Consider the following 23946-nt stretch of genomic DNA (forward strand, 5'->3'; position numbering starts at 1 on the left):
GTCAAGACTTTCGGGGTTGTGCGGGATGGGTGGCAATCCAATGCCGGGCAATGTCGACGCGTCGGCACACCCACACCGCGTCATGCGTGGCGACGTGGTCGAGAAAGCGCGCGAGGCCCGCGGCGCGGCCCGGATGACCGACGATCCGGGTGTGGAGGCCGACCGACATCATCTTCGGCGCGGTCGCGCCTTCGGCATGGAGCATATCGAAGGCATCCTTCAGATAGACGAAGAAGTCGTCGGCGGTCGTCATCGCGCCGCGGATGAACTTGGCGTCGTTGTTGACAAGACCATAGGGGACGACCAGGTGCGGCTTGCCGACCACCGTAGTCCAGTACGGCAATTCGTCATTGTAGGCGTCGGAATCGTAGAGGAAGCCGCCCTCCTCGACCACCAGTCGGCGTGTGTTCACTCCGGCGCCGTAGCGGCAATACCAGCCGAGAGGCCGCTCGCCCGTCGTCCGCGTAAGGCTCGCAACCGTCTTTCTGATCCGCTCGCGCTCCTCATCCTCGCCAAGATGTTGATGCCGCTCCCAGCGCCAGCCATGGGCGCACACATCGTATCCAAGCTCGCGGATGGCCGCTGCCGCTTCCGGATTGCGCTCCAGCGCAAGGGCGCACCCCATGATGGTGGCCGGCATGCCGCGCTCGGAGAGTAACCGGATCAGCCGCCAGAAACCGACGCGGCTGCCATACTCGAACATCGATTCCGCAGCGAGATCGCGCCCTTCAAAGCCTCCCCCGCCACCCTCCGTCAGCGCCGCCTCAGTGACGCCGTCACCATCGGCGAACGAAACCTCCGATCCTTCTTCGTAGTTGACGCAGATGTTGAGCGCGATGCGAGCGCCGCCGGGCCACCTCGGATCCGGCGGGTTGCGTCCATAGCCGACGAAATCGCGATCCTGGTCGGTTTGCTCGGTCATGACCATTACCTTCTACGAACCTGCCGGCGGCATAACGAGGGTCACGACGGCATCAAGACCGAAGAACACATCATCGTTCTGCTGGCCCGTCACCCCCATCGCCACCGCGAATTCCATCGGGGCGTCAAGCACGGTCATCGGATGATGCCACACATTGCGCGCGTAGGTGACGATCTGGTCGGGACCGGCGATGAATCCGCGCAGCGTCGCCAGGTCTGGATCACCGCCCGACGTCGCTGCGCAGACGACGGCGAGATAGCGCGCAGAACCGAGCGGCACGAAGGTCTGCGCCGAATAGGGGTGGCGCTCCAGTGTGGTCGCCCGCAGCGGGAGCCGACCGAGCGCGGCGGCGCCGCTGATCCAAAGCGAGAATGATCGCGCCTCGCCGGCGCAGTTCAGCATGGTCGGAAGGTAACGCCGTCGCTCACCGGTCGGACGCAAGACCACGTCACCGAAAGGAGCAAAGGCCTCGACGGACAGCGGCTCGAGCGAAACCGTATACGAAGGAGAAGCGATCATTAAAGCTCTAGCCCGGGAAACGATGCAAATAGCACCGCGCGAAATCCATTATACCAGTGGGATACCATTGGAGCTTGGAGATACCGCCTTGTCAAGGGCGCGAGCCGTGACCTCTGCCCACATGAGCAGCAATCGGAAGTGAAGATTCAGGCAGAATGCGGCGCGCCCCGAACAGGCCTGGTGCCGTTCGGGAAACCTCTCAGCGACGGCGATCAGCCGTGGCTCTCGGGTAAAAATATCCCGAATGTTTCCAGCATGCCCTGGCGGACATTGGTGAGATGCTGGATCATCGCGTGGCGCGCCACCGCTGCGTCTCGCTTGATGATGGCATCAACAATTGCGAGGTGTTCACGACACGCGGGCAACAGCCGTTCGGGACGCCGCTCCACATTGCACATCCTGATCTTGCGGCGGGTCTCTCCGATGAGGGTGGCAAGAGAGCGGTTGCCGCAATGATTGGCGATCTGGTCGTGAATCTCGTCATCCAGCGTCCAGTGCTTGGTCTTGGTGATCACGGCTGTGGACAGGATCTTCTCCAGGCTGGCCTTGATCGGCTGCAGGACATCGAGGCTGATACGGGTTGCAGCAAGCGAGGCCGCCTCGCTTTCGAGAATGAGTCGTAGATGAATTAGTTCGAGCAACTCGGCGATACCGATATTGCGCACGATTACCGAACCATTCGAAAGCTGTTCCAACCTGCCCTCGCCCAGCAGACGGCTGATTCCGGCACGTAGCGGAGTACGCGACACCTTAAGGCGCAGCGCAAGCCGGCGCTCCTCGATGACCTCGCCCGGTCCAAGTTGCCGCGATTCAATCAGATCCAGGAGCTTTCGATAGGTCGCCTCGGTGACGCTGCCGGTCGGCCGAGGGCGCTTCGGTGCCTCTACTGCCGTTGCGCGCGAAGAGGTTGTCGCGGATAAGCGTTTGCGCGCAGTCGTCTTGGTCACATTCAATCCTCGGGCCGCCGTTCGCCAATAGCGGTAGATAATCGTGCTACCGCGGCTTGTCGAGATACCTCGCCCCGGACATATCCGGCATCGAGAAGGCGACGGCGGGCCACAAGGCACCTCGCCGCTGCACCTCCGCATGGGCCGGGTGTATCCGATTGGGATACCGATGGTTTTTGCCGACCCTCGCCATCGGCCGAATCGACGCCTGGCAGCGCCGCCCCGACCAAGTGCGCAACATCGGAGAAGATCGTAGTTTGGGGTGGGAAATCGTGGCCCGTGGGAGCGGAAGCGAAACGAACGCCCGGCCGGAACAATGCGGTTCCTGGTTTTGCAGCAACCGTTACCCCTGCTGCCACAGACCGAGGCATGCCATTGTGTAATCCGGCAGAAGAAGGGGCCGCCGCCGTAAACCAGCAGGCCCATCCCAGTTTAGGGAGGTTAGGCAGACGAGCCGGCCTGCCAGCGGATTTGCGCCTTTTTTCGACGTCGAAAGTCGAACGTCAACAAAGAGCCCTTGTAACCGGCGAGCGCAACGTGACGATCGCGCCGATTACCATCGCACACGATCAAGTATTGATGTCTCGATCGCGGGTTTTCAAGTCAGGAATGTCGTCCAGCAGTATGCCAGCTGGCCCGCCTTGCGTTGAATGACCTCGCTATCGCCCGAAAACCCCGTCGGCCGGCAGGTCAGTGGCGGTGCGAGCATGCATCTTCGGAGCATGGGCAACTGATGCGTTCGTCTCGCGGTCCGGGCTGCGAGAGCAGCTTCCGCCACGGCCAGCGATTGCCGCCACGCACTGGTCGATCGTCTCGAACGCGCAACTCCGCATGCCTGAGTCATAGTCGAGCCGGCAGAACGAATATTCCCTTGCCGCGGCCGGCTCTTCCGGGATCAGGGTCGTCGCGGCTGTCGACGCCGCGACAACCACGGCGACGACGAAACTCCTGTGCATGCTTGCTTCCGTAATCTGTTGATGCTGAGAGCCACAAGGCTCAGCGAGACTGCTCTATTCAGACGCAACTTGCGCAAAGGCTAGTCGCAGACGAGATACCTGCGATGACGGCTGTAAACGTACCGGCATTCGTTACTCGAATAGTCGCTTGAGCGCGTTCCCCCGTAGGCGTATCCAGCGTAGGCCCCGGCTGCGTATGCGCCCGCATAAGCCGCGGCGCGCGCACCATATCCGTATCCGTGCTCCCCGCCGTAGCGATAGCCGGCACCACCGATGTTGACCGCCGTCGTCCGCGCGGAGCCCACCAGAGCGGGCCCGCCGCCGGCACCTCGCGCGGCAAGATCAACGCGCGGCCCCGCTGCTGTACCGAGCCGAGGGCCGCCAGAGGCAAGTGCGGCGGGACCGGGACCTGCGAGAGCCGGGGGCCCCGCTGGAGCCATCGGTGGAGGGCCCGCGGGCGCCATCGGCGGCGGCGGCGGAAACTGCGCAAATGCCATAGACGGGGCGAGCGAACTCGCCGCGATCGTCACAGCGACAGCAAGGGTTGAACGGGTCTTCGCGAGCATCATCGTCTCCATTCTAGATCTGGGGCTCGAACGCTGGCTGCGGGGCGTGATGAGCGGGCCTCTGTTCGGCCGGCGCTTCGTTCGCAACGGATTCGGGCTCATGTGAAGGTGATTCATCCGCATCGTCAGGATGAATTCTGAACCAAGCGACATACAACGCCGGCAGGAACAGCAACGTCAGGAGCGTGCCGACGATGATGCCGCCCATCATGGCATAGGCCATTGGGCCCCAGAAAATCTCGCGCGCGATTGGAATGAGCGCGAGACTTGCGGCGGCGGCTGTCAGCAGGATCGGCCGCATGCGGTGTTCGGTTGCTTCCACCACGGCGTCCCAGGCGGGCCTGCCCTCTTTCTTCAGGTCCTCGATCTGCACGATCAGGATGACTGAGTTTCGGACCAGGATCCCGATCAGGGCGAGCACGCCGAGGATCGCGACGAAACCTAGCGGCGCGCCACTGGGCAGCATGGCAATGACGACGCCGATCAGCGCGAGGGGCGCGACCGCGAACACCAGGAACAGGCGCGAAAAGCTCTGCAACTGCACCATCAGCACGGTCGCCATGACGAACAGCATGAACGGCACGACCGCGATGATCGGCCCCTGGCCCTTGGCACTCTCCTCCACCGAGCCGCCGATCTTGATCGAGTAGCCCGCGGGCAGCTGCTTCGCAAATTCCGCCACCTTCGGCGCGAGCTGGTCGACGACCGTCTTCGGCTGAACGTCGCTGACCACGGCCGCCTTCAGCGTGATCGTCGGAATCCGCGCACGCCGCCAGATCGTGGGCTGCTCGAGTTCGTAGCGCAGATTGGCGACGGCCCCGAGCGGCACGGATTGGCCACCGAGCCCAATCATCTGCAGGTCGCGCAGGGTATCGATCGAGGCGCGCTCCGGCGCGGTCGCACGTCCCGTGACATTGACGAGATAGATGCTGTCGCGCACCTGCGTGACCGGCGAGCCCTGGAGCACGGAGTTCAGGGTGGTGGCGATGTCTTCCGAGGTGACGCCGAGCTGGCGTGCCTTGTCCTGGAGCACGTCGACCTTGACGACGCGCGCCGGCTCCATCCAGTCGAACACCACATTGCCGAGGTCAGGACTGCTGCGAATGACGGCTGCAAGCTTCTGCGAGAGGTTACGCACCTCAGCGATGTCGGGGCCGCTCAGGCGGTATTGCACCGGACGTCCCACGGGGGGGCCGACCTCGAGCAGCTTGACGTAGGTGTCGGTGCCCGGGAACGTCTTCCGCAAGTAATCCTCGAACTGCGACTTGAGCTTGTCGCGCGCGGCGATGCCACCCTTGGTCACGATCACCTGCTGGCCGAACCAGGTGTTGGCGGTCTGCAGGTCGAACGACAGCACGAAGCGCGGGGCGCCGGTGCCGACATAGGTGGACCAGTGGTCGACTGACCCATTGCCTTGCAGCTGCTCGCGCTCGAAGCGCGCCATCTGGGTGTTGGTCTCCGTGATCGAGGCATTCTGCGGCAGGTTCCAGTCGATGACGAGCTCGGCACGGTCGGAGGAGGGGAAGAACTGCTGCTGCACGAACTGCAAGCCGAACAGGGCGAGCAGGAAGGCGCCGGCCGTCACGGCGACGGTGCTCCAGCGATGATGCATGCAGAACAGAAGGAGGCGCGCGAACATCTGCGCCACGCGGCCCTTCTGCTCGTGGTGTCCTTTCATCTTCGCCGGCAGGATGGTGACGCCGAGCAGCGGCGTGAACAAGACGGCGACGATCCAGGAGACGATCAGTGAAACCGCGATCACCACGAACAGGGTGAAGGTGAACTCGCCGGCGTTGCTGCTGTTGAGCCCAATCGGGATGAAGCCGGCAACGGTGACCAGCGTTCCCGTCAGCATTGGAAACGCGGTCGAGGTATAGACGTGGGTCGCCGCCTTCTCGAGCGGATCGCCGATCTCGAGCCGCGCCACCATCATCTCGACCGCGATCATGGCGTCGTCGACCAGCAGGCCAAGCGCGATGATCAGGGCTCCCAGCGAAATGCGTTGGAGCGAGATGCCGCAATAGGCCATCACGACGAAGGTGATCGCAAGCACGAGCGGAATGGCGATGGCAACCACGAGCCCCGCTCGCAAGCCCAGGCTCAGGAAGCTGATGCCGAGCACGATGATCACAGCCTCGAACAGCGCTTCGGTGAAGCCCGAAACGGCATGTTCGACCACGACGGGCTGGTCGGCAACGAGGTGCACGCCGACGCCGATCGGCAGGTCGGCGATGATCTTCGTCATCTCTTGCTTCAGCGCCTCGCCGAACTGGAGCAGATTGGCGCCGGACTTCATGCCGATCGCGAGCGCGATAGCGGGCTGGCCGTTGTATCGGAACAGGGTTGACGGCGGATCGGCGTAGCCGCGCGTGATGGTCGCGACATCGGTCAGCGGGAAGAAGCGGTCGTTGATGCGCAGATTAACCGCCTTCAGGCTCGCCTCGGAGGTGAACTGGCCATTCACCCGAACGCTGATCCGCTCCGGCCCTTCCTGGAACACGCCGGAGGGTGCCACCGCGTTCTGGCCTTGCAGCGAATTCATGATGGCGTGGACGTCGAGGCCGAGCGCTGCGATCTTGCGGGTGGAAAATTCGAGAAAAATGACCTCGTCCTGCGCGCCGAGAATGTCGACCTTGCCGACATCGGGCACGGTGAGCACCTTGGCGCGGATGTCCTCGACCTGGTCGCGGAGCTGTCGCTGGCTCAAGCCGTCGCTGGTGAAGGCATAGACGTTGCCGAAGACGTCACCAAAGCGGTCGTTGAAACCGGGTCCGATCACGCCTTGTGGAAAATCGCCCCTGATGTCTGCGATCATGTTGCGGACGCGCACCCAGGTCGGCTTGACGTCGGCCGACTTGGTCGAATCGCGCAAGTAAACGAAGACGGTGGTCTGGCCCGCGACCGTCACGCTCTTGGTGTAGTCGAGCGTTTCCAGCTCCTCCAGCTTCTTCTCGATCCGGTCGGTGACCTGACGCGTCATCTCCTCGGGCGAGGCGCCTGGCCACTGCGCCTGGATCACCATGGTCTTGATGGTGAAGTCAGGATCCTCCTGCCGTCCCAGCTGGAGATAGGCAAACAGGCCGGCCGCCATGAAGGCGATCATGAAATACCAGACGAGCGAACGATGGCCGAGCGCCCAGTCGGAGAGGTTGAACGACTTCATGGCTCTTGATCCTGTTCGATTCGGACGTGCTGTCCAGGCTTGAGGCTGTGAATTCCGGCGGTGACGACGCGGGTGCCTGCGGCAAGCCCGCCGGTGACGCGGATGCCCGCCTGTTCCGCGACACCATCGATCTTCTGCAGCGACACCGTGCCGGCGGACGGGTCGACCGCCCAGACGAAATCGGCGCCGTCCCTGGCGAGCACCGCTGATGCGGGCAGGCGCAAGACCGCGCCCTGATCCTTGCCGAGCCTTGCCGTGACGGTCGCGCCGAGACGGAAGCTTTCGGGCGGGTTGTCGAGCGCAATCCGGACACGTCGCAGCCGCGTCACCGCATCGGCTTGCGGCGCGATTTCGCGAATCCTGCCCTCGACCTGAACGGTGGGGAGCAGTTGCAGGCTGACAGTGAACGGGAGACCGACTTCGAACGGCACGGGGAGGTCTTCCCCGATATCGACGACGGCCTCGCGAATGTCGGGCCGCGCGACAGTCACCACGGTTTGGCCCGGCGAGACCACCTGGCCGACTTCCGCGCCGATGGCGGTGACGACGCCACCGAAGTCGGCCTTGATCTGGGCATAGCCGAGTTGCTCGATCGCCTTGGTCAGGTTCGCCTGCCCCTGCGCGACGCTCGCTTCGGCGCCGGCGCGGGCCTGCTCGGCATTATCAAGCGTCTGCCTGGTGGTCGCATCGCTGGTGATGAGCGTGCGTTGCCGCTCCTCCGTGGCCTTGGCCGTCGCAAGCTGCGCCTCAGCCTTCGCAAGCTGGGCTTTGGCCGCACGAACGGCGAGATCGAGCGCGGTCGGATCGATCGTGCCGATGATTTGTCCTTCGCTAACGATGTCGGCAACGTCGACCGGGCGCGAGGCCAGCCGTCCGAGCACGCGAAAGCCGAGGTTGGTCTTGTAGCGCGCCTCGACGACGCCGACCGCAACCGTGCTGTCTCCGCTGTTCGGCTTGGCCAGCATCGAGAGCACCGGGCGCACCGGCTCCGGCGCGCTCGTCTCCTGCTGGCAGCCGGCGAGCAACGACGCTGCTGAGAGCGTACCGACGATCATCATGATCGGTCGCGTCATGACCTGCCTCCCACTTCAGTGACCGACTGGCCGACGCTCAAAAGCTTGCCGCCGTCGACGACGACGCGCTCGCCGGGCTCGATGCCTGCCTTGATCAGCACCTGACCGGCTTCATAGGCGCCGACCGTGACGGGCTTCAGCGACGCTGTCTGCGTTTTCGGGTCGACGGTCCAGACAGCAGGCTTGCTGCCCGCGGCCATCAGCGCGCTCCAGGGCAAGGTGATCTCCTTCTGAGCTTTCGCCTTGACCGTTCCCGCGACGGCGCTGCCCAGCGTCATCGCAGCCGGCGGGTCCTCGATGGACACCTTGACGCGGATCGTGGAGCTCTTCGCGTCGATCGCTGGTGAAATCTCTCTCACCTCTCCCGTCGCTGTCACGCCGGGATCGGAGACCAGCGCCAGCGCCACGCGGCGGCTGTCGGTCTGGCCAAGGAAAACTGATTCGTAGACCTCGAAGACGGCATCGCGCTCGCCGTCCTGAGCAAGCGAGAACACGGGTTGGGCGGCCGGAACGACCTGGCCGACCTCGAGATTTCGTGCGGTAATGACGCCGTCCGCTTCGGCACGCAGCACGGTATAGCCGAGCGCATCGCGCGAGGTGCCCAGCTGCGCCTTGGCCGCCTCCAGCACACTCTCTGCGGTTCGCAGACCTTCCTGGGCCTGGTCGTAAACGGTCCGGGTGGTGAAGCCGCTTGCGATCAGCGCTTTCTGCCGCTCGAACGTAGCCTTCGCCACGCGCAGCTGGGCTTCGGCGGAGGCCACTGCCGCGGTCGCGGCATCGACATCGGCCTGTTGCTCGGCCGGATCGAGCCGGGCGAGGACATCGCCCTTGTTGACGTGAGCACCAACGTCCACGGTGCGAGCGATCACCCGCCCGCTGACGCGGAACGAAAGATCGGCACGGAAGCGCGCCTGGACCTCTCCGGTCAATGTGATGGAGGCTTGCCGGTCGCGCGGCTGCACGATCGTGGTCCGGACCAGCGTTGCCCGTGTGGCCGTCTGCGCCGCGTGATCGTTGCAGCCGGTCAGCACCATGCTGCCAAGCACGGCCGCCGTGGCGAAGGCCTTCCCAACATGTGGCGTTCGAACTGGGTTGGAAGGTTGATTTGTCATGGCGCGTCCACACGATCGGAGGGTGACAACAGCCCGCCAAGCGCATCGACGGACCGACGGGGGACGACCAATTCGCGGTCTTGCTGGCGCAGTAGTCCCGCAAGGGGATCGGCTTCGACAGCGGGCCCGTGGTGATCGGCCGCCGCGCTTGCGGTGAGCACTGCGTCGTTTGAAGCAATGGCTCTCCTGCGACGCGGTGCCTTCATCTTGCGCGTCGCAATGGTCCAGTTTGGGCCGCGCTCACGCTCGGTCAGCGGGAATGAAAGGACGATCGAGGTGAATTCTGCGCCGAAGCCCTGCTCGATCCGGCCGCCTAGCGCTCGCGCGATATCCCTCGCAATTCGCAATTCGCGGTCGGAAGTCTCCCGCGCGGGACGCGAGCCGTTGTCCAGGATCACGCAGTTCACCAACGTACCGGTACGCGTCAGCTTGATCTTGATCTCCCCGGCCCGCGCGTCGATACAAGCGTGTCTTGCCGCGTGCATCACGAGCTCATGGACGATCAGCCCCAGGTGCCAGCAGCGCTCCGGCTGAAGCGCGAGGAACTGGGTCGCAAATGCCAGTTCAATGTTCATCCGGTTGAGCAGCGCGCGGCGCATACCGCAGCCGAGTTTGCGAAGGTAGGTCGCGGCGTGGATCAGCGTTTCACCGGCTGGCATCGACAACGCACGATGCACATCGGCGTAACCATGCAGCAGCTCGACGACATCGCTGAGCGCGCACTTGGCTTCTGTCCCCTCGACCCGGATGGCCGCGGCAGCGACCAGGTCGATGGCGAAGGCAACACCGTTGGTAACCCTATGATGCAGCTCGCGCAGCAGCACGCCTTCCTGCAAGCCGGACGGGGCTGGGCTCAAAACAGTCATGACATTCTCCTATTCGACACGAACGATCGGGGGGCGAACGACCCACCTTTGCGACCCCGATCTTTCGGGAGCACTCGCCAAGCCTGCGAAGCGTTGCGACCTGACGATTTAATAAACTATACCGTATATTTTCTTTTTCTTGCCTTTCTTCACCCGTCGTGTCAAGTGGGAAAGCGATGCGCACAGACTCGTGATTTCGGAGGTGCAAGAATGAAGAAGACCAAGCGAGGCAGACCGCCCAAGGATCTTGCCGGCGACGCGCAGGCGCGCATTCTCGATGCAGCCCAGCAGCTGTTTCTGGAGAAGGGTTTTCGCAGCGCCAGCATCGACGACATTTCCGAGCTCGCACCCGCGAGCAAGCCGACGATCTATGCCCACTTCCCCGGCAAGGAAGCGCTGTTCGCGGCGGTGGTGGCCCGCACCATCGACGGCTTGACGGACTTCGAGGGCTTCTCGCCCGAAGGCCGCACCATCGAGGACAAGCTGATGAGCCTCGGGACCGCAATCGTCGAAAGGGTGGTCGAGGAATCGCTGGGCATGGTACGCGCGACGATCGCGGAATCGCAGCGGTTTCCCGAACTGAGCCGCAACGTCCACGACGCTGCGCGCGATCGCTCCCTGAATGCGGTGTCGCAACTGCTGGACGAAGCCACGCAAAAGCTCGCCCGCACCGCAAGGGGGCCTTTCAGCGCCAAGCGAAGCCGCGCCACCGCACAGATTTTCCTCGACCTGATTCTGCTGCCGATGCTGTTCCGGTCGCTTGTCGGCGAGACGCCGAAAGACCTGAAGAAGGAGCTTCCCGGCTTCGTGCGCGAGCGCGTCGGCTTCTTCCTGGCAGCCTGCGAGACGGACTGGTCGTAGGAGCTGTCTTCTTTGGACGGTAGGCTCGGAAGCATTCGCATCAGCCGGCGGCCTTGAGCTGCACGTGAGCTGTCATCTCGACCGGCTGCAGGAATGGCGCGCGACGCAAAGCGCCCGCACAAAATCTCAACATCTCGTCGAAGCTTGGCCGCAGCGTCGCAGCCCCGACCCGCGAAGGATTGAGATGGACATCCATGGCTTCAAGCAGGCAGCAGGTCAGCGCCATCGGACTGCCGCCCTGCAGTTCGCCGCGCGCTTGGCCGGTGCCGATGATCGGTCGCACCAGCCCTCGGATCCTGTCGTCATAGGTGAGGACGACCGTCCAGTTCTGACGGACGGCCAGAGCTATCAGGTCTTGCAGTCGTCGATGCTTCGCCGGTCGAGCTTCATTGCAGTCGGCGATGGCCTTCAGGATTGCGGCCAGGCGCCGTAACGCCGGTCCACTGCCGCCCGCCGCTTCAGCCGCCGCACTGACCGTTTCTTCGAGCACCTCCTGCACCACAGCCTCCTCGATCGCCCGCCTCGAGGGAAAGAATCGATAGACGTTGGCTGAGGACATCGACAGGCTCTGCGCGATGTCGGCGACGGTGGTCTTGTTGTGTCCCATCTCGCCGTAGAGATGGATGGCGGTCTGCACGATCCCGCGGCGGACGCTCCTCGTTCGGTCGTCAATCTGTCTGCGCATAACGCCTCTCACTGCGCCGGAATGTTCATCAGCTCGCGGCGGCAAGCCTCTCCGAAATCGCGCAAGGGATCCATCTCCTCGATGAATTTGGGGAGATCGACGAATGTGCGATTTGGCGAAAGATACGCTTCGATAATCAAGTGCCCGGCTCTCTCGGCAGCCCGAACGACCTCGCTGCTCGACAAGATCCGCATGCGTCCGACCAGTGTATAGAGGCTGACCAGTTGCGGGATTTCGGCCTGATCATTGACCAGGGCCTCGGCATAGAGCCGTGACGCCTCCTCGATGAAGCTATGGTACAATTGTTCGCGCTTCGAGAACGAGCGGGCATGATGAAGCTCGCGACGCCTTCGGCGTCCGCTAAACCATCCACTGACGATGGTCGAGAGCGCGCCGAACGCAGAGCCGCCGAAGGCGGCCAGGGCCGGTATGTACACCGTGCTCATAAGATCGCTCCTGTCTCCTGTCGCAGTGCGGATGTGGCTCAAGGCAGCGCCTCGTCACATCACGCTGCAACGTCACTCGTTATCTGGCCCTGACTGATCCGGCGGATGCCTGGTCGAACACCGCTTTACAGCCTTCGCTCAGATCCGCTTTTCTGAGCCGCAGACAGGCTTCGACTCCCGTGGGATCGGGAATGTAGGCACTGCACAGGCGAAAAGCGTCAGGCGTACAGGCCGCCCGCTGCTCCGGTGTCCCCCGGTTCTCCTGGGCAAAACCTGCTGCGCTGCCAAGCGCGACTACGGCCGCTGCGAACAACGCCGGCATCAATCTCGTCATGTCAGATCCCTTTCTCTGCTCGAGGCTTGTGGTTAGCTGAGGCGGAAACCTCGCCGCCTCGATCTGCACACGCGCTTGTGAGGCACTCGTCTTGACTCCGGCCAGCGCGCGTGATTTATATGAACTATACGGTGTATTTTATTAAGGAGACGCGGAATGTCAACCCTGCTGTTCGCGTTGATGCGCGAAAATCCGTTGCCCGGCCTCGCCGCCGCATCGCTGAACGTCATTGTCGCACTGTGCCTCGTGGCGCTGAGCGTGCTGCTTGGCATCACGATCGCGATGATTGCGTGGGCTCATACGCTTGCCGCGCGCCAGCCCCGCGCCGTTCGGCTGGAGAGGAGGACGGTCGCATGACGCCGGCCCTCTTGATCGCCCGCGACTGCATCACCTGCTGGGTCAACGTCTGGATCGCGCCGGTCGAATGCGTGTTCGAAGTGATCGAGTCCGAACTCGCGCGCAGAGGCGTTGCGCCCGACGAAATCGACCGCTTCACGCACACGGCGTGAAGGAGGACTGGGAACCGAGATGCTGAACTTCATCGAAGTCTTTGAGGGGATGGAAGCGGACCCGACCAGCGGCGAGCTCGTGCGGACCGGTGTGATCGGAACACGAACAGCGCTCCAGCGTGATGGACTCATGATCGATCCGAAGGCCGCAGCCTATTGTCCAACCGAATGGCTCGATGAGCGCGGTTATCTCGACGCCGAACGTGCGCGCCGGCATCCGCGCCCGTGGAGTATCTGACGATGCGACAGAGTGATGCCGTTGTCGGGAGCCGCGTGCCGTGAGCCGACGATCCGTCATGTCAATGCACGCGAGCCGATCGAACGACACCGCCCTTCCCTTGCGCGGCTATTTTCTGTCGGTCGGCGCCGCCCTGCTCTGCTTGCTTTGGGCGACCGGTTGGGTGCTCCCGACCCAACTGCCAAGCCGCTTCGCGGAGCCGGATCCTGCGCGGCCTCCGATCCGCATCCACTCCGACGTGAAGGGGCCGGAGCGCGTCGTGATCGATACCAATCAGTCGCTGCCCACGCTCTCCGACAAGGAGATCGTCGTCGCTCACACGCCCGTCGCAAGCGATTAGCCAATCAGACCGAGTTTTGTCCAATGTCGAAGCAGCATTTGTTTGCCCTGATCATGTGGTCCGCCACGCTCGCCGCCACCGGTGCCGTGGCGGACGTCCAAAATTCCACGGAGACGGACAGCCGCAGCGCGAGCGCGCAAAGCGATGCCGAGGACGCCGCTATCCGCCGCGTGCTCTCGGAATTCCGCACCACACGCGTCCCGCTCAGTCGGGCGATAGCCATCGCGGAGCACCTGCATGATGGCTCTAGGACCGCCGACATCAGCTTCGAGGTCGACGGCTCACCCGTCTACCGCGTTCGGACGATCCGGAATGAGCACGTGTGGGAGAACGCCATCGACGCAAATACCGGAAGCATCACGGGCAAGGAGACGACCTCGTCGCTGAAGGAGCTCGATCGGGAAGACCTCGCCAAGATTCACGCCTTGAAATGGATCAAGCCGGAATTGTCCGATGCCGTGCAGGTCGCCGAGAAAGCGGCGGCCGGCAGCGCGCTGGCCGGTGGACTGATTCAACAGGATGGCAAACTCAACTTTGTGATCGTCGTGGCTTCCGGAGACCATCTGAAAGAGGTGCTGCTCGAGCCTCCGAAGGTCGGAAAGCAAGACACGAGTCGCCATTAACACAAGCATGTTCATCAGCAATCAAAGAGCACACACCCCATGAACTTCCAGCCTCGATCACAGCTCTCATCCGCACAACGGCAGCTTCCCTTCGACTGCATCGCGCTGCTATTGCAAGGCGGCGGCGCGCTCGGCGCGTACCAGGCGGGCGTGTACGAAGCCCTGGCCGAAGCCAGCATCCATCCCGACTGGGTCGCCGGCATTTCGATCGGAGCCATCAATGCCGCCATCATTGCCGGGAACGCGCCCGAGTCCCGTGTCGACCGCCTGCGCGATTTCTGGACCCAGGTCACCTCGACGGCGCCCTGGGATTGGTGCGGCAATCCCTTCCTGGATTGGACGCGGAGCGACAATACGCGCAACCTCATCAACCAGATGAGCGCCGGTCTGGCGGCCACGTGTGGCGCCACAGGATTCTTCTCCGCCCGTCCGGTCCTGCCCTGGTTGCAGCCTGGCGGCGCGAGCGATGCGACCAGCATCTATGACACGCGCGCGCTCAAGACCACGCTGGAGCGCCTGGTCGATTTCGATCGTATCAATGCCGGGCTGACGCGCTTCAGCGCCGGCGCGGTCAACGTCCGAACCGGAAATTTCGTCTATTTCGACAATACCACCCATACGATCCGGCCCGAGCACATCATGGCAAGCGGCGCGCTGCCGCCGGGCTTTCCGGCGGTGGAGATCGAGGGCGAGCACTATTGGGACGGCGGTCTCGTCTCCAATACGCCGCTGCAATGGGTGATCGAATCGGACGCCCCGCAGGACATACTCGCATTCCAGGTCGACCTCTGGAGCGCCCGCGGTCAACTTCCCCGCAACATGGCTGAGGTCGTCACGCGGCACAAGGAAATCCAGTATTCGAGCCGCACGCGCGCCAGCACCGACCAGTTCAAGCACGTGCAGCGCCTGCGGCGCGCACTAACGGATCTACTGGGGAGGCTGCCCGACGATCTCAGCCAGCATGAGACCGTGAAACTGCTCAGCACGGCGGTCTCTCGGAATGTCTACAACATCGTCCACCTGATCTATCGTGCGCGCAATCACGAGGGGCACTCCAAGGACTACGAGTTCTCGCGGCTGTCGATGCAGGACCATTGGCGCGCCGGCTACCAGGATGCGCTGCGCACCCTGCGCCATCCCGAGGTGCTCGCCCGGCCTTCGAGCCCCGACGGGGTCTTCACCTTCGATCTCGAACATGACGGCCGCGAGTAGCCGCAACCCCATCGCTTGGAGAGAACGCAAATGCGCGAGACTGATGTGAAGCAACGGGCCTTTGCCATGCCGCTCACGAATCCGGCCTATCCGCCTGGGCCGTACCGGTTCGTCGATCGCGAATACATGATCATCACCTATCGCACGGACCCGGCCAAGCTCCGGGCCGTGGTTCCGGAGCCGCTGGAGGTCGACGAGCGAGAAGCGCTCGTCAAATACGAATTCATCCGGATGCCCGATTCCAACGGCTTCGGCGATTACACCGAAAGCGGTCAGGTCATTCCCGTCTCGTTCCTCGGACGCAAGGGCGGCTACACCCATTGCATGTTTCTCAACGACGAAGGACCTATCGCGGGCGGGCGCGAGCTATGGGGCTTCCCGAAAAAGCTCGCGCAGCCGACCCTGCGAACCGAGATCGACACGCTGATCGGCACGCTGGACTACGGCCCGCTCCGAGTCGCCACAGGAACGATGGGCTACAAGCACCGCGAAGCCGATCTGGCGAAGGTCAAGGCCACGCTTAGCGAGCCGAACTTCCTGCTCAAGATCATCCCGCACGTCGACGGCAGCCCACGGATCTGCGAGCTCGTTCAGTACCATCTCGAGGACATCGTGCTGAAGGGCGCCTGGACCGGACCGGCGGCCTTGGCGCTCACACCACACGCACTGGCGCCGGTAGCAGAACTGCCGGTACTGGAGATCGTCTCAGCCGTCCACATCCGTGCCGACCTCACGCTCGGTCTTGGAACGGTGGTGCACGACTATCTGCACCAGCCGGCTCGCGGTTCGATTCGAGCCCGTGAGAGAGCTTTGGTCTTTTAACTTCAACTGCGCGCCGCGACCCGGCAGCGACGACCCTATCAGCATCTACGAGGAACTATAGACATGGGAATTCTGAACGGTAAGACGGCGGTCGTCACGGGCTCGACCAGCGGCATTGGCCTCGCCTGCGCGCGGGCCTTCGCCAGCGCCGGCGCCAACGTCGTGATCAATGGCATGGGCGCGCCTGCCGATGTCGAGAAGGCCCGTACTGCGATCGAGCGCGATTTCGCCGTCAAGGCGATCTACTCGCCCGCGGACATGACGAAACCGAGCGAGATCGCCGATCTCATCGCGCTCGGCGAAAAGACCTTCGGCAGCGTTGACATCCTGGTCAATAATGCCGGCATCCAGCACGTTTCGCCGATTGAGGACTTCCCCGCCGAGAAGTGGGATGCGATCATCGCCATCAACCTGTCCGCCGCCTTCCATGCCATCCGCGCGGTCGTGCCCGGCATGAAGAAGCGCGGTTGGGGCCGCATCATCACTACAGCTTCGGCACATTCGATGGTCGCCTCGCCCTTCAAGTCGGCCTATGTCGCGGCCAAGCACGGCATCGCCGGCCTCACGAAGACGGTGGCGCTGGAACTCGCGCGCTCGAAGATCACCTGCAATTGCATCAGTCCCGGCTACGTCTGGACGCCACTCGTCGAAAAGCAAATTCCGAACACGATGGCGGCCCGGCGCATGCGGAGAGACGAGGTCATCAGCGATGTCTTGCTCGCCGCGCAGCCCACGAAGGAGTTCGTCACCGTGGAGCAGGTCGCTGCGCTCGCGCTGTTCCTGTGCAGCGACGACGCCGCACAGATCACCGGCGCGAACCTCTCGATGGACGGGGGCTGGACGGCCGCGTAGCTCGTTCAACTCATGGAGCTTTCAATCATGTCTGTTGAAGAAGCGAGGCTAAACGAGACCAGGCGCGTTTCTGAGCTCAATCTCGCAGAAGATAACCGCTTGGCCAACGCCCTGCGCATAAGCGAGAAGGTCTTTAATGCGGATGTGCTGCCCCGCGATGCCGAGCTGATGGCTCCGAGCGACTTCTATGCGGCGATTGCTTCCGGACCGTCGCGCACTCGGCCAACGCCCCGGGATGAAGAGGTAAGGCTGTTTCCCTATCTCGCGGCCTGATGGACGCGACAGAGAACGACCCGGCTGTTGACCCAAGTCAACACGAGCAAACCCAAGCTCGGAGATCATCCAACTCGAACAGTCAAAGGAGATAGTCATGCCAGAGCAGAGCAGCATGCATTTTTACCTAAATTGGGCCAAAGAGCGCATCGACGAAATGGATGCCGCTCTCGCCTCGTTCGAGGTCAAGGCCGGCGAAGCCAAGGCCGAGTCCAAGGTCAAAGCCGAACAGATCATCACCGACCTGAAGAAGCGCCGCAACGAATTCCAGGTGCAGTTCAAGACGCAAGCGGAAGCCGGCGAAGCGGCCTTGGCACGCAGCCGGTCAGAACTCGAGAAGCTATGGAACGGGTTCGAGGCGCAGATGAAGACCTATTTCGAAAGCGCCGGCAGGCAGGTCGAGCAGCAGCAAGCCACCTTCAAGGATATCGCTGCCGCTCAGGCAAAGGCTTGGCGCGACGCCGCTGATAAGTTCCGCGAAGCGGCCGGCAAGGTCGCCGCAACGCACACCGGCGACTTCGATGCCGCCCTCAAGCAGATGAAATCCGATGCTTCCGAGGCGGAAGCACGTCTGCAGAAGCTGAAGCAGGCCGGCAGCGAGTCCTGGTCCGTGCTAAGCGCCGCGCTCGCGGAATCCCGCAAGGCGTTCGATCAGGCCAATCAGGCAGCCTGGAATGCACTGAAGGGCTCCGGTTCGAAGAGCTGAACGCCGCCTGATTCTCAGTTGGGGTCCGGAGAGAACCCATCCAACTCTCCCGACCTCTCAGGACCTTCGAGCGTTTGCTCGGTGGGCGCAACAGACCGTCCGCTTTGCGCGCCACAACATCCTATTCCACGACCAGCGCAAGAACCAGTCGCTCAGCAATGTGCCTGTGCGACGTCCAGCATAGAAAGCATCGCACGAAACGCCACTCGACTACCGCCTGAAATGAAAAAGCCCAGCATGAGCAGGACCTTGAAATGGTGGGCGCACCAGGGCTCGAACCGCGGACCCGCTGATTAAGAGACACCCTGCGACCATTGATTCTTCAAGGGAATTTCGTCAACTGGACCGAAATCCAATCATTGCAGATCAAGAGCTTACAGCGGGAATTCCAACCGGCCATTCGCCATGGTCCACGACCTCTTATCCGTCAGGGCGGCGTCACGATGACGCATTCGAGAGAGCCGGCTGTCGCGGCGGCCTCCATCGCGTCATGAGCTGTTGGCTCGGATGCCCCATTTGAATGGCACGGATGTCGAGCTGACCGCCTTCATGGCGCCCTCGAAATCGCTGTCGGCAAGTTCAGCTTCAAGCCGAGAGCGCTCAAATTGTTGTCGCCTGCCCCGTCGAGCACAAGGATGTTGCCGTTTACGTAACTGGCAAGGTCAGATGCCAGGAACAGGATCGATTTAGCGATGTTCTCCGGATCCGCCATCCGCCGCAGCGGATTTGTCGCCTCATGGCGACGGACTGGTATCGCGTCGTGATCTGCTCGGAACGGCCGGACAGCCCTTGAAAGCCAACAACGGTCTCAAGGTCATTGTCGACGGCGGACTTCAGGCCTTATCCCGCGCCGACACGATCATCGTGCCGGCTTCGCTCGATATCGTGGACACTCCGCCCACCGGTGCTGCTCGAAGCACTCAGGCGCGCGCACAAGCGTGGCACGCGGGTGGCCTCGATCTGTGCCGGCGCCTTCATCCTTGCCGCAGCAGAACTCCTCGACGGCCGGCGCGCCACCGCCTATTGGGCGCATACCGAGAACCTTGCGCGGCGATTTCCGCGCACGCGGGTCGATGCCAACGTGCTCTATGTCGAGGACGGCAACGTCATGAGTTCGGCCGGCCGCGCCGCCGGACTCGACCTATGTCTCCACATCGTGCGCCGGGATTTCGGCTCCGAGATCGCCAATCGTATCGCCCAGCGGCTCGTGATTGCGCCGCATCGCGACGGTGGGCAGGCCCAGTTCATTCCCCAGCCGACGCGAAAGGCCGAAGGCGACGCCCTCGCTGCGGTCTTCATCTGGGCCCAGCGCCATCTCGACCGCAACCTGACCATTGCGAGCTTGGCGTCGTAGGCCGGGATGAGCCGCCGCACCAAATTGCGCTTAGTGGCGCCCCAAAGCCGTGGGAAGAAAATGCGCCGATTGAAGCTTCAACGATTCCCCGCGACGTTCGAGTTGTAGAAACATCGGCGGGACCGCTCTGGCCCTGGCTGCGCCCGTCCCTCGACCGCGGCTAGCCGGTTTCCTCCAATATCCCCGTTGAAAGGGATCGACGCTTATCTTGATTGCTGTCGCTGGCTTGGTTCAGATCCATGCCGTGAGTTTCCGGCAGTAGAAGGGCTGCACCGATCACGATCGTATAGCCCGCGCCGGCAACTAAGGCGATGGCAAGCGGCAACGAGGTATGTCCGCTGCTGAGCCAGCCTACCGCGAGCGGGAATAGCGAACCGATCACGCGACCAATGTTGTAGGATGCACCGTAGCCGGTGGCGCGGGTGTCGTTCGGATAAGATTCCGAGATCGTGGCACCGATCCCGGCGAACACGCCCTGCATCAGGACGCCCAATGGAAAGCCGAGAAAAAGCATGGACGTGTTGGAAACCGGGATGACCATATAGGCGAGCGCCATTACCAAGGCGCCAACGGCGAAGAACACGTAGGTCAGGCGACGGCCCCAGGAATCGGAGGCATAGGAGCCTGCGACATAGCCGACCAATGAACCGATGATCGTCACGGAGAGGTAGGAGCTGGTGCCGAAAACCGAGAGTCCCCGTTCAGTCTTCAAGAACGTCGGGAGCCAGGTCGCGATCGCATAGTAAGAGCCCAGCATTCCGCCCGACAACAAACTGCAAAGCACTGTCTTGCCGAGGAGAGGTGGCGATCCCACTCTTGCGAGCAAGCGGAGCGCCGAAGGACCGGCGCCGACATTCGCGCGGTTCTTGGTGAAGATCTCCGGCTCATTCAGATTGCGGCGTATATAGATCACAATCCCAGCCGGCAGGATGCCGATGAAGAAGCAGACACGCCAAGCCGTTTCGGGCGCAGCCACACTGAAAGCGATCGCGTAGACGATCGCTGCCGCAGCCCAGCCGAAAGAATAGCTGCTGGCGGTGAACCCGGAATACTTCCCTCGATGCGCCGGATTGCGGATCAGTTCGGTCACGAGCACCATGCAAAGCGAGGATTCACCACCGAAGCCCAGGCCTTGCAGCACGCGAAACGCTGCCAGTTGTTCGGGACTGTTAGCGAGGCCGCACAGGAAGCAGGACACGCAGAACAGAGTGATCGTCCAGCGCAAAACCCGCACCCGGCCATAACGATCGGCCGCTATGCCCGCGCCGATCGCGCCGATCAGGGAGGACACGAGTGTCCAGGTGACGATCCCACCCGCCATCGCTGGACTCATATGCCACTGCGCGATGAGCGTCGACATCAGAAACGAGTAGATGAGAAAATCGAACACGTCGACTGCATGTCCTAGAAACGCGCCGTAAAATCCCTTTCGCTCTCCAGGCGACAGCTCTTTGAACCAGCTCAGCATGTATCCCCCTTTTTCGCGATGTCGTGAGATGGACTAGGAAAGTCCGGGTGGCCGAAATGCAAACCCGGCCTGCTCCAGCAATTGCGCGAAGCGCAATGACGTAAGGTCGGCGTAGCGAGCGGCAACGATCTGCGCGCCGACAGGCAGGCCGCTGCAGCCCGGTCCGATCGGAGCCACCGTTGATGGCAGTCCGCAAAGACCGGAATGTCCAGCCCAGAACATTTGGTTCGTCATTGGCTGCGGTTGCCCGTTGACCAGCAATGTGCGCTGCCACGGCTCGCCACTTTCGTTCAGCGTGAAGGCGCTGGTAACAGCAGCCGGGCACAGCAGAACGTCGCAGTCGCAAAAAAAGCGCCGCCAGGCTTCGGCGAAGCGAGCCCGCTGCTGTTGCAGCCTCAACCAGTCGCGGTACCGGATGCTCGTACCGACATATTGCAGGATTCCGTAGTCGAACCGCTTCGGATCCGCCGCGGCGGCTTTCGTCAGGATTCCTTCGAACGTCGCATCGTCCAGATATAGCGAGGTTGTCGCGCGAACCATTTGCACGAAGGCGCGCCACAATTCGTCAGCATCGAATTCGGGCCGTCGATTCCACGCGACGTGCACGCCTTGCGTCTCGAGCCAGCGACCAAGCCGTTCGATCTCGCTACTGACTTCGTGATCGACTTCGGCCAACGCGTGGGTCGTCAGGATCGCTACGCTTGTTGCATTTGGGCAGGTCCAGCCGCCAAGCCGACGCGGCGTCCGCATCGGGCCCCATGATTGCGCGCAGCACCAGCTCCAGGTCGCGAGCACTGCGCGCTATTGGGCCCGCGACGTTGATCTCCTGCTCGCCGAAGCTGGTTCCAACGCCATGCCCGCGCAAGGGAACTACGCCGTGGCTGCTCTTGTGCGAGAATACGCCGCAGAAGTGAGCGGGATTGCGTAGCGACGAGGCAATGTCGGAGCCAACATCGAAGAAACTCATGCCCGCGCATACCGCCGCAGCACTGCCACCTGACGAGCCGCCAGGGGTGCGCTTGTCGTCGTGCGGATTGCGAGTGGTCCCGTAAATTGCATTATAGCTTTGCCAGTCGCGCAAGGCGATTGGCACGTTGGTCTTGCCCAAAAGCACCGCACCGGCAGCGCGCAGGCGCGCGACAACGACGGCGTCACTGCTGGCCACATTGCCGAGATTGGCCGGATTGCCACACGTCGTCGGCCAACCTGACACGTCAAACGATTCTTTGACGGAGAAGGGGATGCCGTCCAATGAACCCCGCGTCTGGCCGCGCGCCCGCCGCGCGTCGCTTTCGGCCGCCGCGGCGCGCGCGGCGTCGAAATCACTCAAGATCAAAGCGTTGATACGGCCGTGGCCTTCGCGATAAGCCATCTCGCACAGGTCGACCAATTCCCGAGCGCTGACCTTGCCGGTATCGAGGTATGCAGCGGCCTGCCACGCTGAAAGGAAAGGAGACTCACCCCCCAAAGCAACGCTGCTTCCAAGACTTTGCTCAGGCACTACCGCTTCCTCCATTCATCGCCCGACACGAGATTCCCCTCGACCAGCGCGCCGGCGTCGTCCCTCGACACCTGCCTGCTGACATGAACGATGCCTCCGAAAGTCACCGCCGGTCGATAATTGTCGCGCGGCTTGGGTGGCGAGGCATCGGTCATTGCGAAGCCTTCCTGTTGGCGGCGAGAAAGGCGAGAATCTCCCGACCGAGCTGGTCTTCGCCTGAGTTGAAATGCGCCATGATCGAGCTGTGGTTGTGCCCCTGCATCTGCACCACGCGCGCAGTGCGGCCGCCCGTCAATGCCAACCGCGCCGCAAACTCCAGCCCGTACGCATCGAGGTGACGGTTCTCATGCTCGGCAATCGCAATGAACACGGGCCAGCGACAATGCTCGACATGATTGATCGGGGAGCAACGCTCGAGCACGGCCGGATCGGAGCCGCAATAGGCCGCGACATTTGCGGCATTGGGGTTGCTCGGCAGGCATTCGAGACGGAGTCGCGCGCTGACCAGAATGGCTGCGGTAACGCCGGCACGGGGGCCGTCCCAGGCCTGCGGATCGAGCAGGTAGGAGGCGACATGGCATCCGCCGGCCGAATGGCCCAGCAAGACCAGGTCGGCTGGATCGCCGCCATGGGCCGCAATGTTCCGTGTCACCCAGTCGACCGCCCGTCCGACATCCTCGCTACCGGCGGGAAACATCGCCGCCGGCGCCAGGCGGTATTCCACATTGACCGCGACGAACCCCTGGCGCGCGAACCAATAGGCGACATTGTCGTAGAAATCGCCGTTGGTACTCTTGCTGCCGCGGGTGAAGGCGCCGCCATGGACGAAGATCAGGACCCGGCGCTCATCTGCGCCGTCGGGGACGAAGACGTCGAGCCGCTGCCGCGGATCGGCGCCGTAGTCGATGTCCCGGAACACCGCCACTCCCGCCTTGTCGGCACGCCGAATCAAAGGCGCGTAAATCTCTAGGACCTCGGCGCGGTGCTGGACGATGTCATCGTTCCAGTGCCGGTTCAGCCGCGCCAGACGTGAGCGGTCCTCGGCGCACAGATGGAGCATGGGCGTGTGCAGAATCCCGTTCACGCCGCGCCGTCACTTCTTGATGTCGGCGGCCACGAGCACGCGATGGTCGCGCAGCAGCTCCTGCAGAGCCTGCAACGCGGCCACGCCGCACAGCGTATCCTGCTCGCCATTGCCGCCGCTCAACCCCACTCCGCCCACGACTTCGTCATCGACGACGATCGGAAAGCCACCGACGAAGACGGCAAACTTGCCCTCGAAGCTCCACTGGATACCGAACGCCTCGTTGCCAGGCAGTGCCGGGCCGTTCGGCACCTGGTTGAAGAGATGCGTCGAGCGCTTGTGCCCTGCGGCAGTGAACGCCTTGTTCCAGGCGATCTGCGGGCCCGTGACGCGTGCGCCATCCATGCGTTCGAGAACGATCGGATAGCCGCCATCGTCCACCACGCAAACAGTCTCCGGCACGCCGAGCTCGGCGGCCTTCTTGAGCGCGGCGGCTGCCATATGCATCGCCTCCGCCAGTTCGAGCTTGATCGAAAGCTTCATCTCATGCCTTTCCCAGATAACCGCCGCCGGC

The 23946-nt window shown here is 63.0% G+C and carries 28 protein-coding genes and 1 pseudogene; 12 read left to right on the forward strand and 17 right to left on the reverse strand.

Annotation, left to right across the window (positions count from 1 at the left end; all coding sequences use genetic code 11):
- Nucleotide 1: 1 nt before the first annotated feature.
- The 8 genes from RAD16_RS13600 to RAD16_RS13635 form a co-directional block, all read right to left on the reverse strand.
- On the reverse strand, nucleotides 2–922 hold the full coding sequence (locus RAD16_RS13600; RefSeq protein WP_458158385.1) for an allantoinase PuuE: 921 nt from the start codon (nucleotides 920–922) through the stop codon (nucleotides 2–4).
- A gap of 12 nt (nucleotides 923–934) precedes the next feature.
- Nucleotides 935–1441 (reverse strand): ureidoglycolate lyase, encoded by a 507-nt coding sequence (locus tag RAD16_RS13605; protein ID WP_458158386.1) that lies wholly within the window; start codon nucleotides 1439–1441, stop codon nucleotides 935–937.
- Between the two features lie 212 nt (nucleotides 1442–1653).
- A complete protein-coding gene (locus RAD16_RS13610; RefSeq protein ID WP_458158387.1) occupies nucleotides 1654–2388 on the reverse strand; it encodes a GntR family transcriptional regulator in 735 nt (244 codons plus the stop codon).
- A 659-nt stretch (nucleotides 2389–3047) separates the two neighbouring features.
- Entirely contained in the window at nucleotides 3048–3344 is a 297-nt protein-coding gene (locus RAD16_RS13615; RefSeq protein WP_458158388.1) for a DUF3551 domain-containing protein, read from the reverse strand.
- A gap of 579 nt (nucleotides 3345–3923) precedes the next feature.
- On the reverse strand, nucleotides 3924–7073 hold the full coding sequence (locus RAD16_RS13620; protein WP_458158389.1) for an efflux RND transporter permease subunit: 3150 nt from the start codon (nucleotides 7071–7073) through the stop codon (nucleotides 3924–3926).
- The gene (locus RAD16_RS13625; protein WP_458158390.1) at nucleotides 7070–8146 is read right to left on the reverse strand and encodes an efflux RND transporter periplasmic adaptor subunit; all 1077 of its coding nucleotides are present in this window, start codon (nucleotides 8144–8146) and stop codon (nucleotides 7070–7072) included. The genes RAD16_RS13620 and RAD16_RS13625 overlap by 4 nt, the downstream gene beginning before the upstream one ends.
- On the reverse strand, nucleotides 8143–9180 hold the full coding sequence (locus tag RAD16_RS13630) for an efflux RND transporter periplasmic adaptor subunit (protein WP_458158391.1): 1038 nt from the start codon (nucleotides 9178–9180) through the stop codon (nucleotides 8143–8145). Before RAD16_RS13630 ends, RAD16_RS13625 begins: the two co-directional genes overlap by 4 nt.
- Before the next feature lie 74 nt (nucleotides 9181–9254).
- Complete coding sequence (locus tag RAD16_RS13635) at nucleotides 9255–10124, reverse strand: ATP-binding protein (RefSeq protein ID WP_458158392.1); 870 nt, start codon at nucleotides 10122–10124, stop codon at nucleotides 9255–9257.
- A 210-nt stretch (nucleotides 10125–10334) separates the two neighbouring features.
- Here RAD16_RS13635 and RAD16_RS13640 point away from each other — a divergent pair, with 210 nt between their 5' ends.
- Complete coding sequence (locus tag RAD16_RS13640; protein WP_458158393.1) at nucleotides 10335–10985, forward strand: TetR/AcrR family transcriptional regulator; 651 nt, start codon at nucleotides 10335–10337, stop codon at nucleotides 10983–10985.
- A 40-nt stretch (nucleotides 10986–11025) separates the two neighbouring features.
- Here the strand turns inward: RAD16_RS13640 and RAD16_RS13645 are convergent, their stop codons facing one another.
- From RAD16_RS13645 to RAD16_RS13655, 3 genes are all read right to left on the reverse strand, one after another.
- Nucleotides 11026–11622 (reverse strand): TetR/AcrR family transcriptional regulator, encoded by a 597-nt coding sequence (locus RAD16_RS13645; RefSeq protein ID WP_458158394.1) that lies wholly within the window; start codon nucleotides 11620–11622, stop codon nucleotides 11026–11028.
- A gap of 56 nt (nucleotides 11623–11678) precedes the next feature.
- Nucleotides 11679–12116: a hypothetical protein gene (locus tag RAD16_RS13650; RefSeq protein WP_458158395.1), complete on the reverse strand. Its 438-nt coding sequence runs from the start codon at nucleotides 12114–12116 to the stop codon at nucleotides 11679–11681.
- A gap of 79 nt (nucleotides 12117–12195) precedes the next feature.
- The gene (locus tag RAD16_RS13655; protein WP_458158396.1) at nucleotides 12196–12450 is read right to left on the reverse strand and encodes a hypothetical protein; all 255 of its coding nucleotides are present in this window, start codon (nucleotides 12448–12450) and stop codon (nucleotides 12196–12198) included.
- A gap of 156 nt (nucleotides 12451–12606) precedes the next feature.
- Between RAD16_RS13655 and RAD16_RS13660 the strand changes: the two genes are divergently transcribed.
- The 10 genes from RAD16_RS13660 to RAD16_RS13705 all read left to right on the forward strand — a co-directional run bounded on the left by RAD16_RS13660 (nucleotide 12607) and on the right by RAD16_RS13705 (nucleotide 18025).
- Nucleotides 12607–12807, forward strand: a complete 201-nt coding sequence (locus tag RAD16_RS13660) for a hypothetical protein (RefSeq protein ID WP_458158397.1) — start codon at nucleotides 12607–12609, stop codon at nucleotides 12805–12807.
- A complete protein-coding gene (locus RAD16_RS13665; RefSeq protein ID WP_458158398.1) occupies nucleotides 12804–12959 on the forward strand; it encodes a hypothetical protein in 156 nt (51 codons plus the stop codon). The genes RAD16_RS13660 and RAD16_RS13665 overlap by 4 nt, the downstream gene beginning before the upstream one ends.
- A gap of 19 nt (nucleotides 12960–12978) precedes the next feature.
- On the forward strand, nucleotides 12979–13197 hold the full coding sequence (locus RAD16_RS13670; RefSeq protein WP_458158399.1) for a hypothetical protein: 219 nt from the start codon (nucleotides 12979–12981) through the stop codon (nucleotides 13195–13197).
- A gap of 58 nt (nucleotides 13198–13255) precedes the next feature.
- Nucleotides 13256–13537 (forward strand): hypothetical protein, encoded by a 282-nt coding sequence (locus RAD16_RS13675; protein ID WP_458158400.1) that lies wholly within the window; start codon nucleotides 13256–13258, stop codon nucleotides 13535–13537.
- A 23-nt stretch (nucleotides 13538–13560) separates the two neighbouring features.
- Nucleotides 13561–14160, forward strand: coding sequence for a PepSY domain-containing protein (locus tag RAD16_RS13680; RefSeq protein ID WP_458158401.1), 600 nt, complete (start codon nucleotides 13561–13563; stop codon nucleotides 14158–14160).
- 39 nt (nucleotides 14161–14199) lie between these two features.
- Nucleotides 14200–15372 carry a DUF3734 domain-containing protein gene (locus tag RAD16_RS13685; protein ID WP_458158402.1) on the forward strand — a complete coding sequence of 391 codons (1173 nt, stop codon included), beginning with the start codon at nucleotides 14200–14202 and terminating at the stop codon, nucleotides 15370–15372.
- A 30-nt stretch (nucleotides 15373–15402) separates the two neighbouring features.
- Nucleotides 15403–16194, forward strand: a complete 792-nt coding sequence (locus tag RAD16_RS13690) for an acetoacetate decarboxylase (protein ID WP_458158403.1) — start codon at nucleotides 15403–15405, stop codon at nucleotides 16192–16194.
- A 63-nt stretch (nucleotides 16195–16257) separates the two neighbouring features.
- Complete coding sequence (locus RAD16_RS13695) at nucleotides 16258–17046, forward strand: 3-hydroxybutyrate dehydrogenase (RefSeq protein ID WP_458158404.1); 789 nt, start codon at nucleotides 16258–16260, stop codon at nucleotides 17044–17046.
- A 27-nt stretch (nucleotides 17047–17073) separates the two neighbouring features.
- On the forward strand, nucleotides 17074–17319 hold the full coding sequence (locus RAD16_RS13700) for a hypothetical protein (RefSeq protein WP_458158405.1): 246 nt from the start codon (nucleotides 17074–17076) through the stop codon (nucleotides 17317–17319).
- 97 nt (nucleotides 17320–17416) lie between these two features.
- Entirely contained in the window at nucleotides 17417–18025 is a 609-nt protein-coding gene (locus tag RAD16_RS13705) for a sll1863 family stress response protein (RefSeq protein ID WP_458158406.1), read from the forward strand.
- Nucleotides 18026–18572: 547 nt separating this feature from the next.
- On the opposite strand, the gene RAD16_RS13710 is transcribed toward RAD16_RS13705, so the two are convergent.
- Nucleotides 18573–18779, reverse strand: coding sequence for an SDR family oxidoreductase (locus tag RAD16_RS13710; protein WP_458158547.1), 207 nt, complete (start codon nucleotides 18777–18779; stop codon nucleotides 18573–18575).
- 150 nt (nucleotides 18780–18929) lie between these two features.
- On the opposite strand from RAD16_RS13710, the gene RAD16_RS13715 reads away from it, so the two are divergent.
- Entirely contained in the window at nucleotides 18930–19379 is a 450-nt protein-coding gene (locus RAD16_RS13715; RefSeq protein ID WP_458158407.1) for a DJ-1/PfpI family protein, read from the forward strand.
- A gap of 160 nt (nucleotides 19380–19539) precedes the next feature.
- On the opposite strand, the gene RAD16_RS13720 is transcribed toward RAD16_RS13715, so the two are convergent.
- The 5 genes and pseudogenes from RAD16_RS13720 to RAD16_RS13740 form a co-directional block, all read right to left on the reverse strand.
- Nucleotides 19540–20847, reverse strand: coding sequence for an MFS transporter (locus RAD16_RS13720; protein WP_458158408.1), 1308 nt, complete (start codon nucleotides 20845–20847; stop codon nucleotides 19540–19542).
- A gap of 33 nt (nucleotides 20848–20880) precedes the next feature.
- Nucleotides 20881–22363, reverse strand: a pseudogene (locus tag RAD16_RS13725) (amidase).
- Nucleotides 22348–22503: a hypothetical protein gene (locus tag RAD16_RS13730; protein WP_458158409.1), complete on the reverse strand. Its 156-nt coding sequence runs from the start codon at nucleotides 22501–22503 to the stop codon at nucleotides 22348–22350. Before RAD16_RS13730 ends, RAD16_RS13725 begins: the two are co-directional and overlap by 16 nt.
- Nucleotides 22500–23408: an alpha/beta hydrolase gene (locus RAD16_RS13735; RefSeq protein ID WP_458158410.1), complete on the reverse strand. Its 909-nt coding sequence runs from the start codon at nucleotides 23406–23408 to the stop codon at nucleotides 22500–22502. Before RAD16_RS13735 ends, RAD16_RS13730 begins: the two co-directional genes overlap by 4 nt.
- A gap of 33 nt (nucleotides 23409–23441) precedes the next feature.
- On the reverse strand, nucleotides 23442–23915 hold the full coding sequence (locus RAD16_RS13740) for a GlcG/HbpS family heme-binding protein (protein WP_458158411.1): 474 nt from the start codon (nucleotides 23913–23915) through the stop codon (nucleotides 23442–23444).
- Nucleotides 23916–23946: the final 31 nt, after the last annotated feature.

The organism is Bradyrhizobium sp. 18BD (assembly GCF_054185225.1).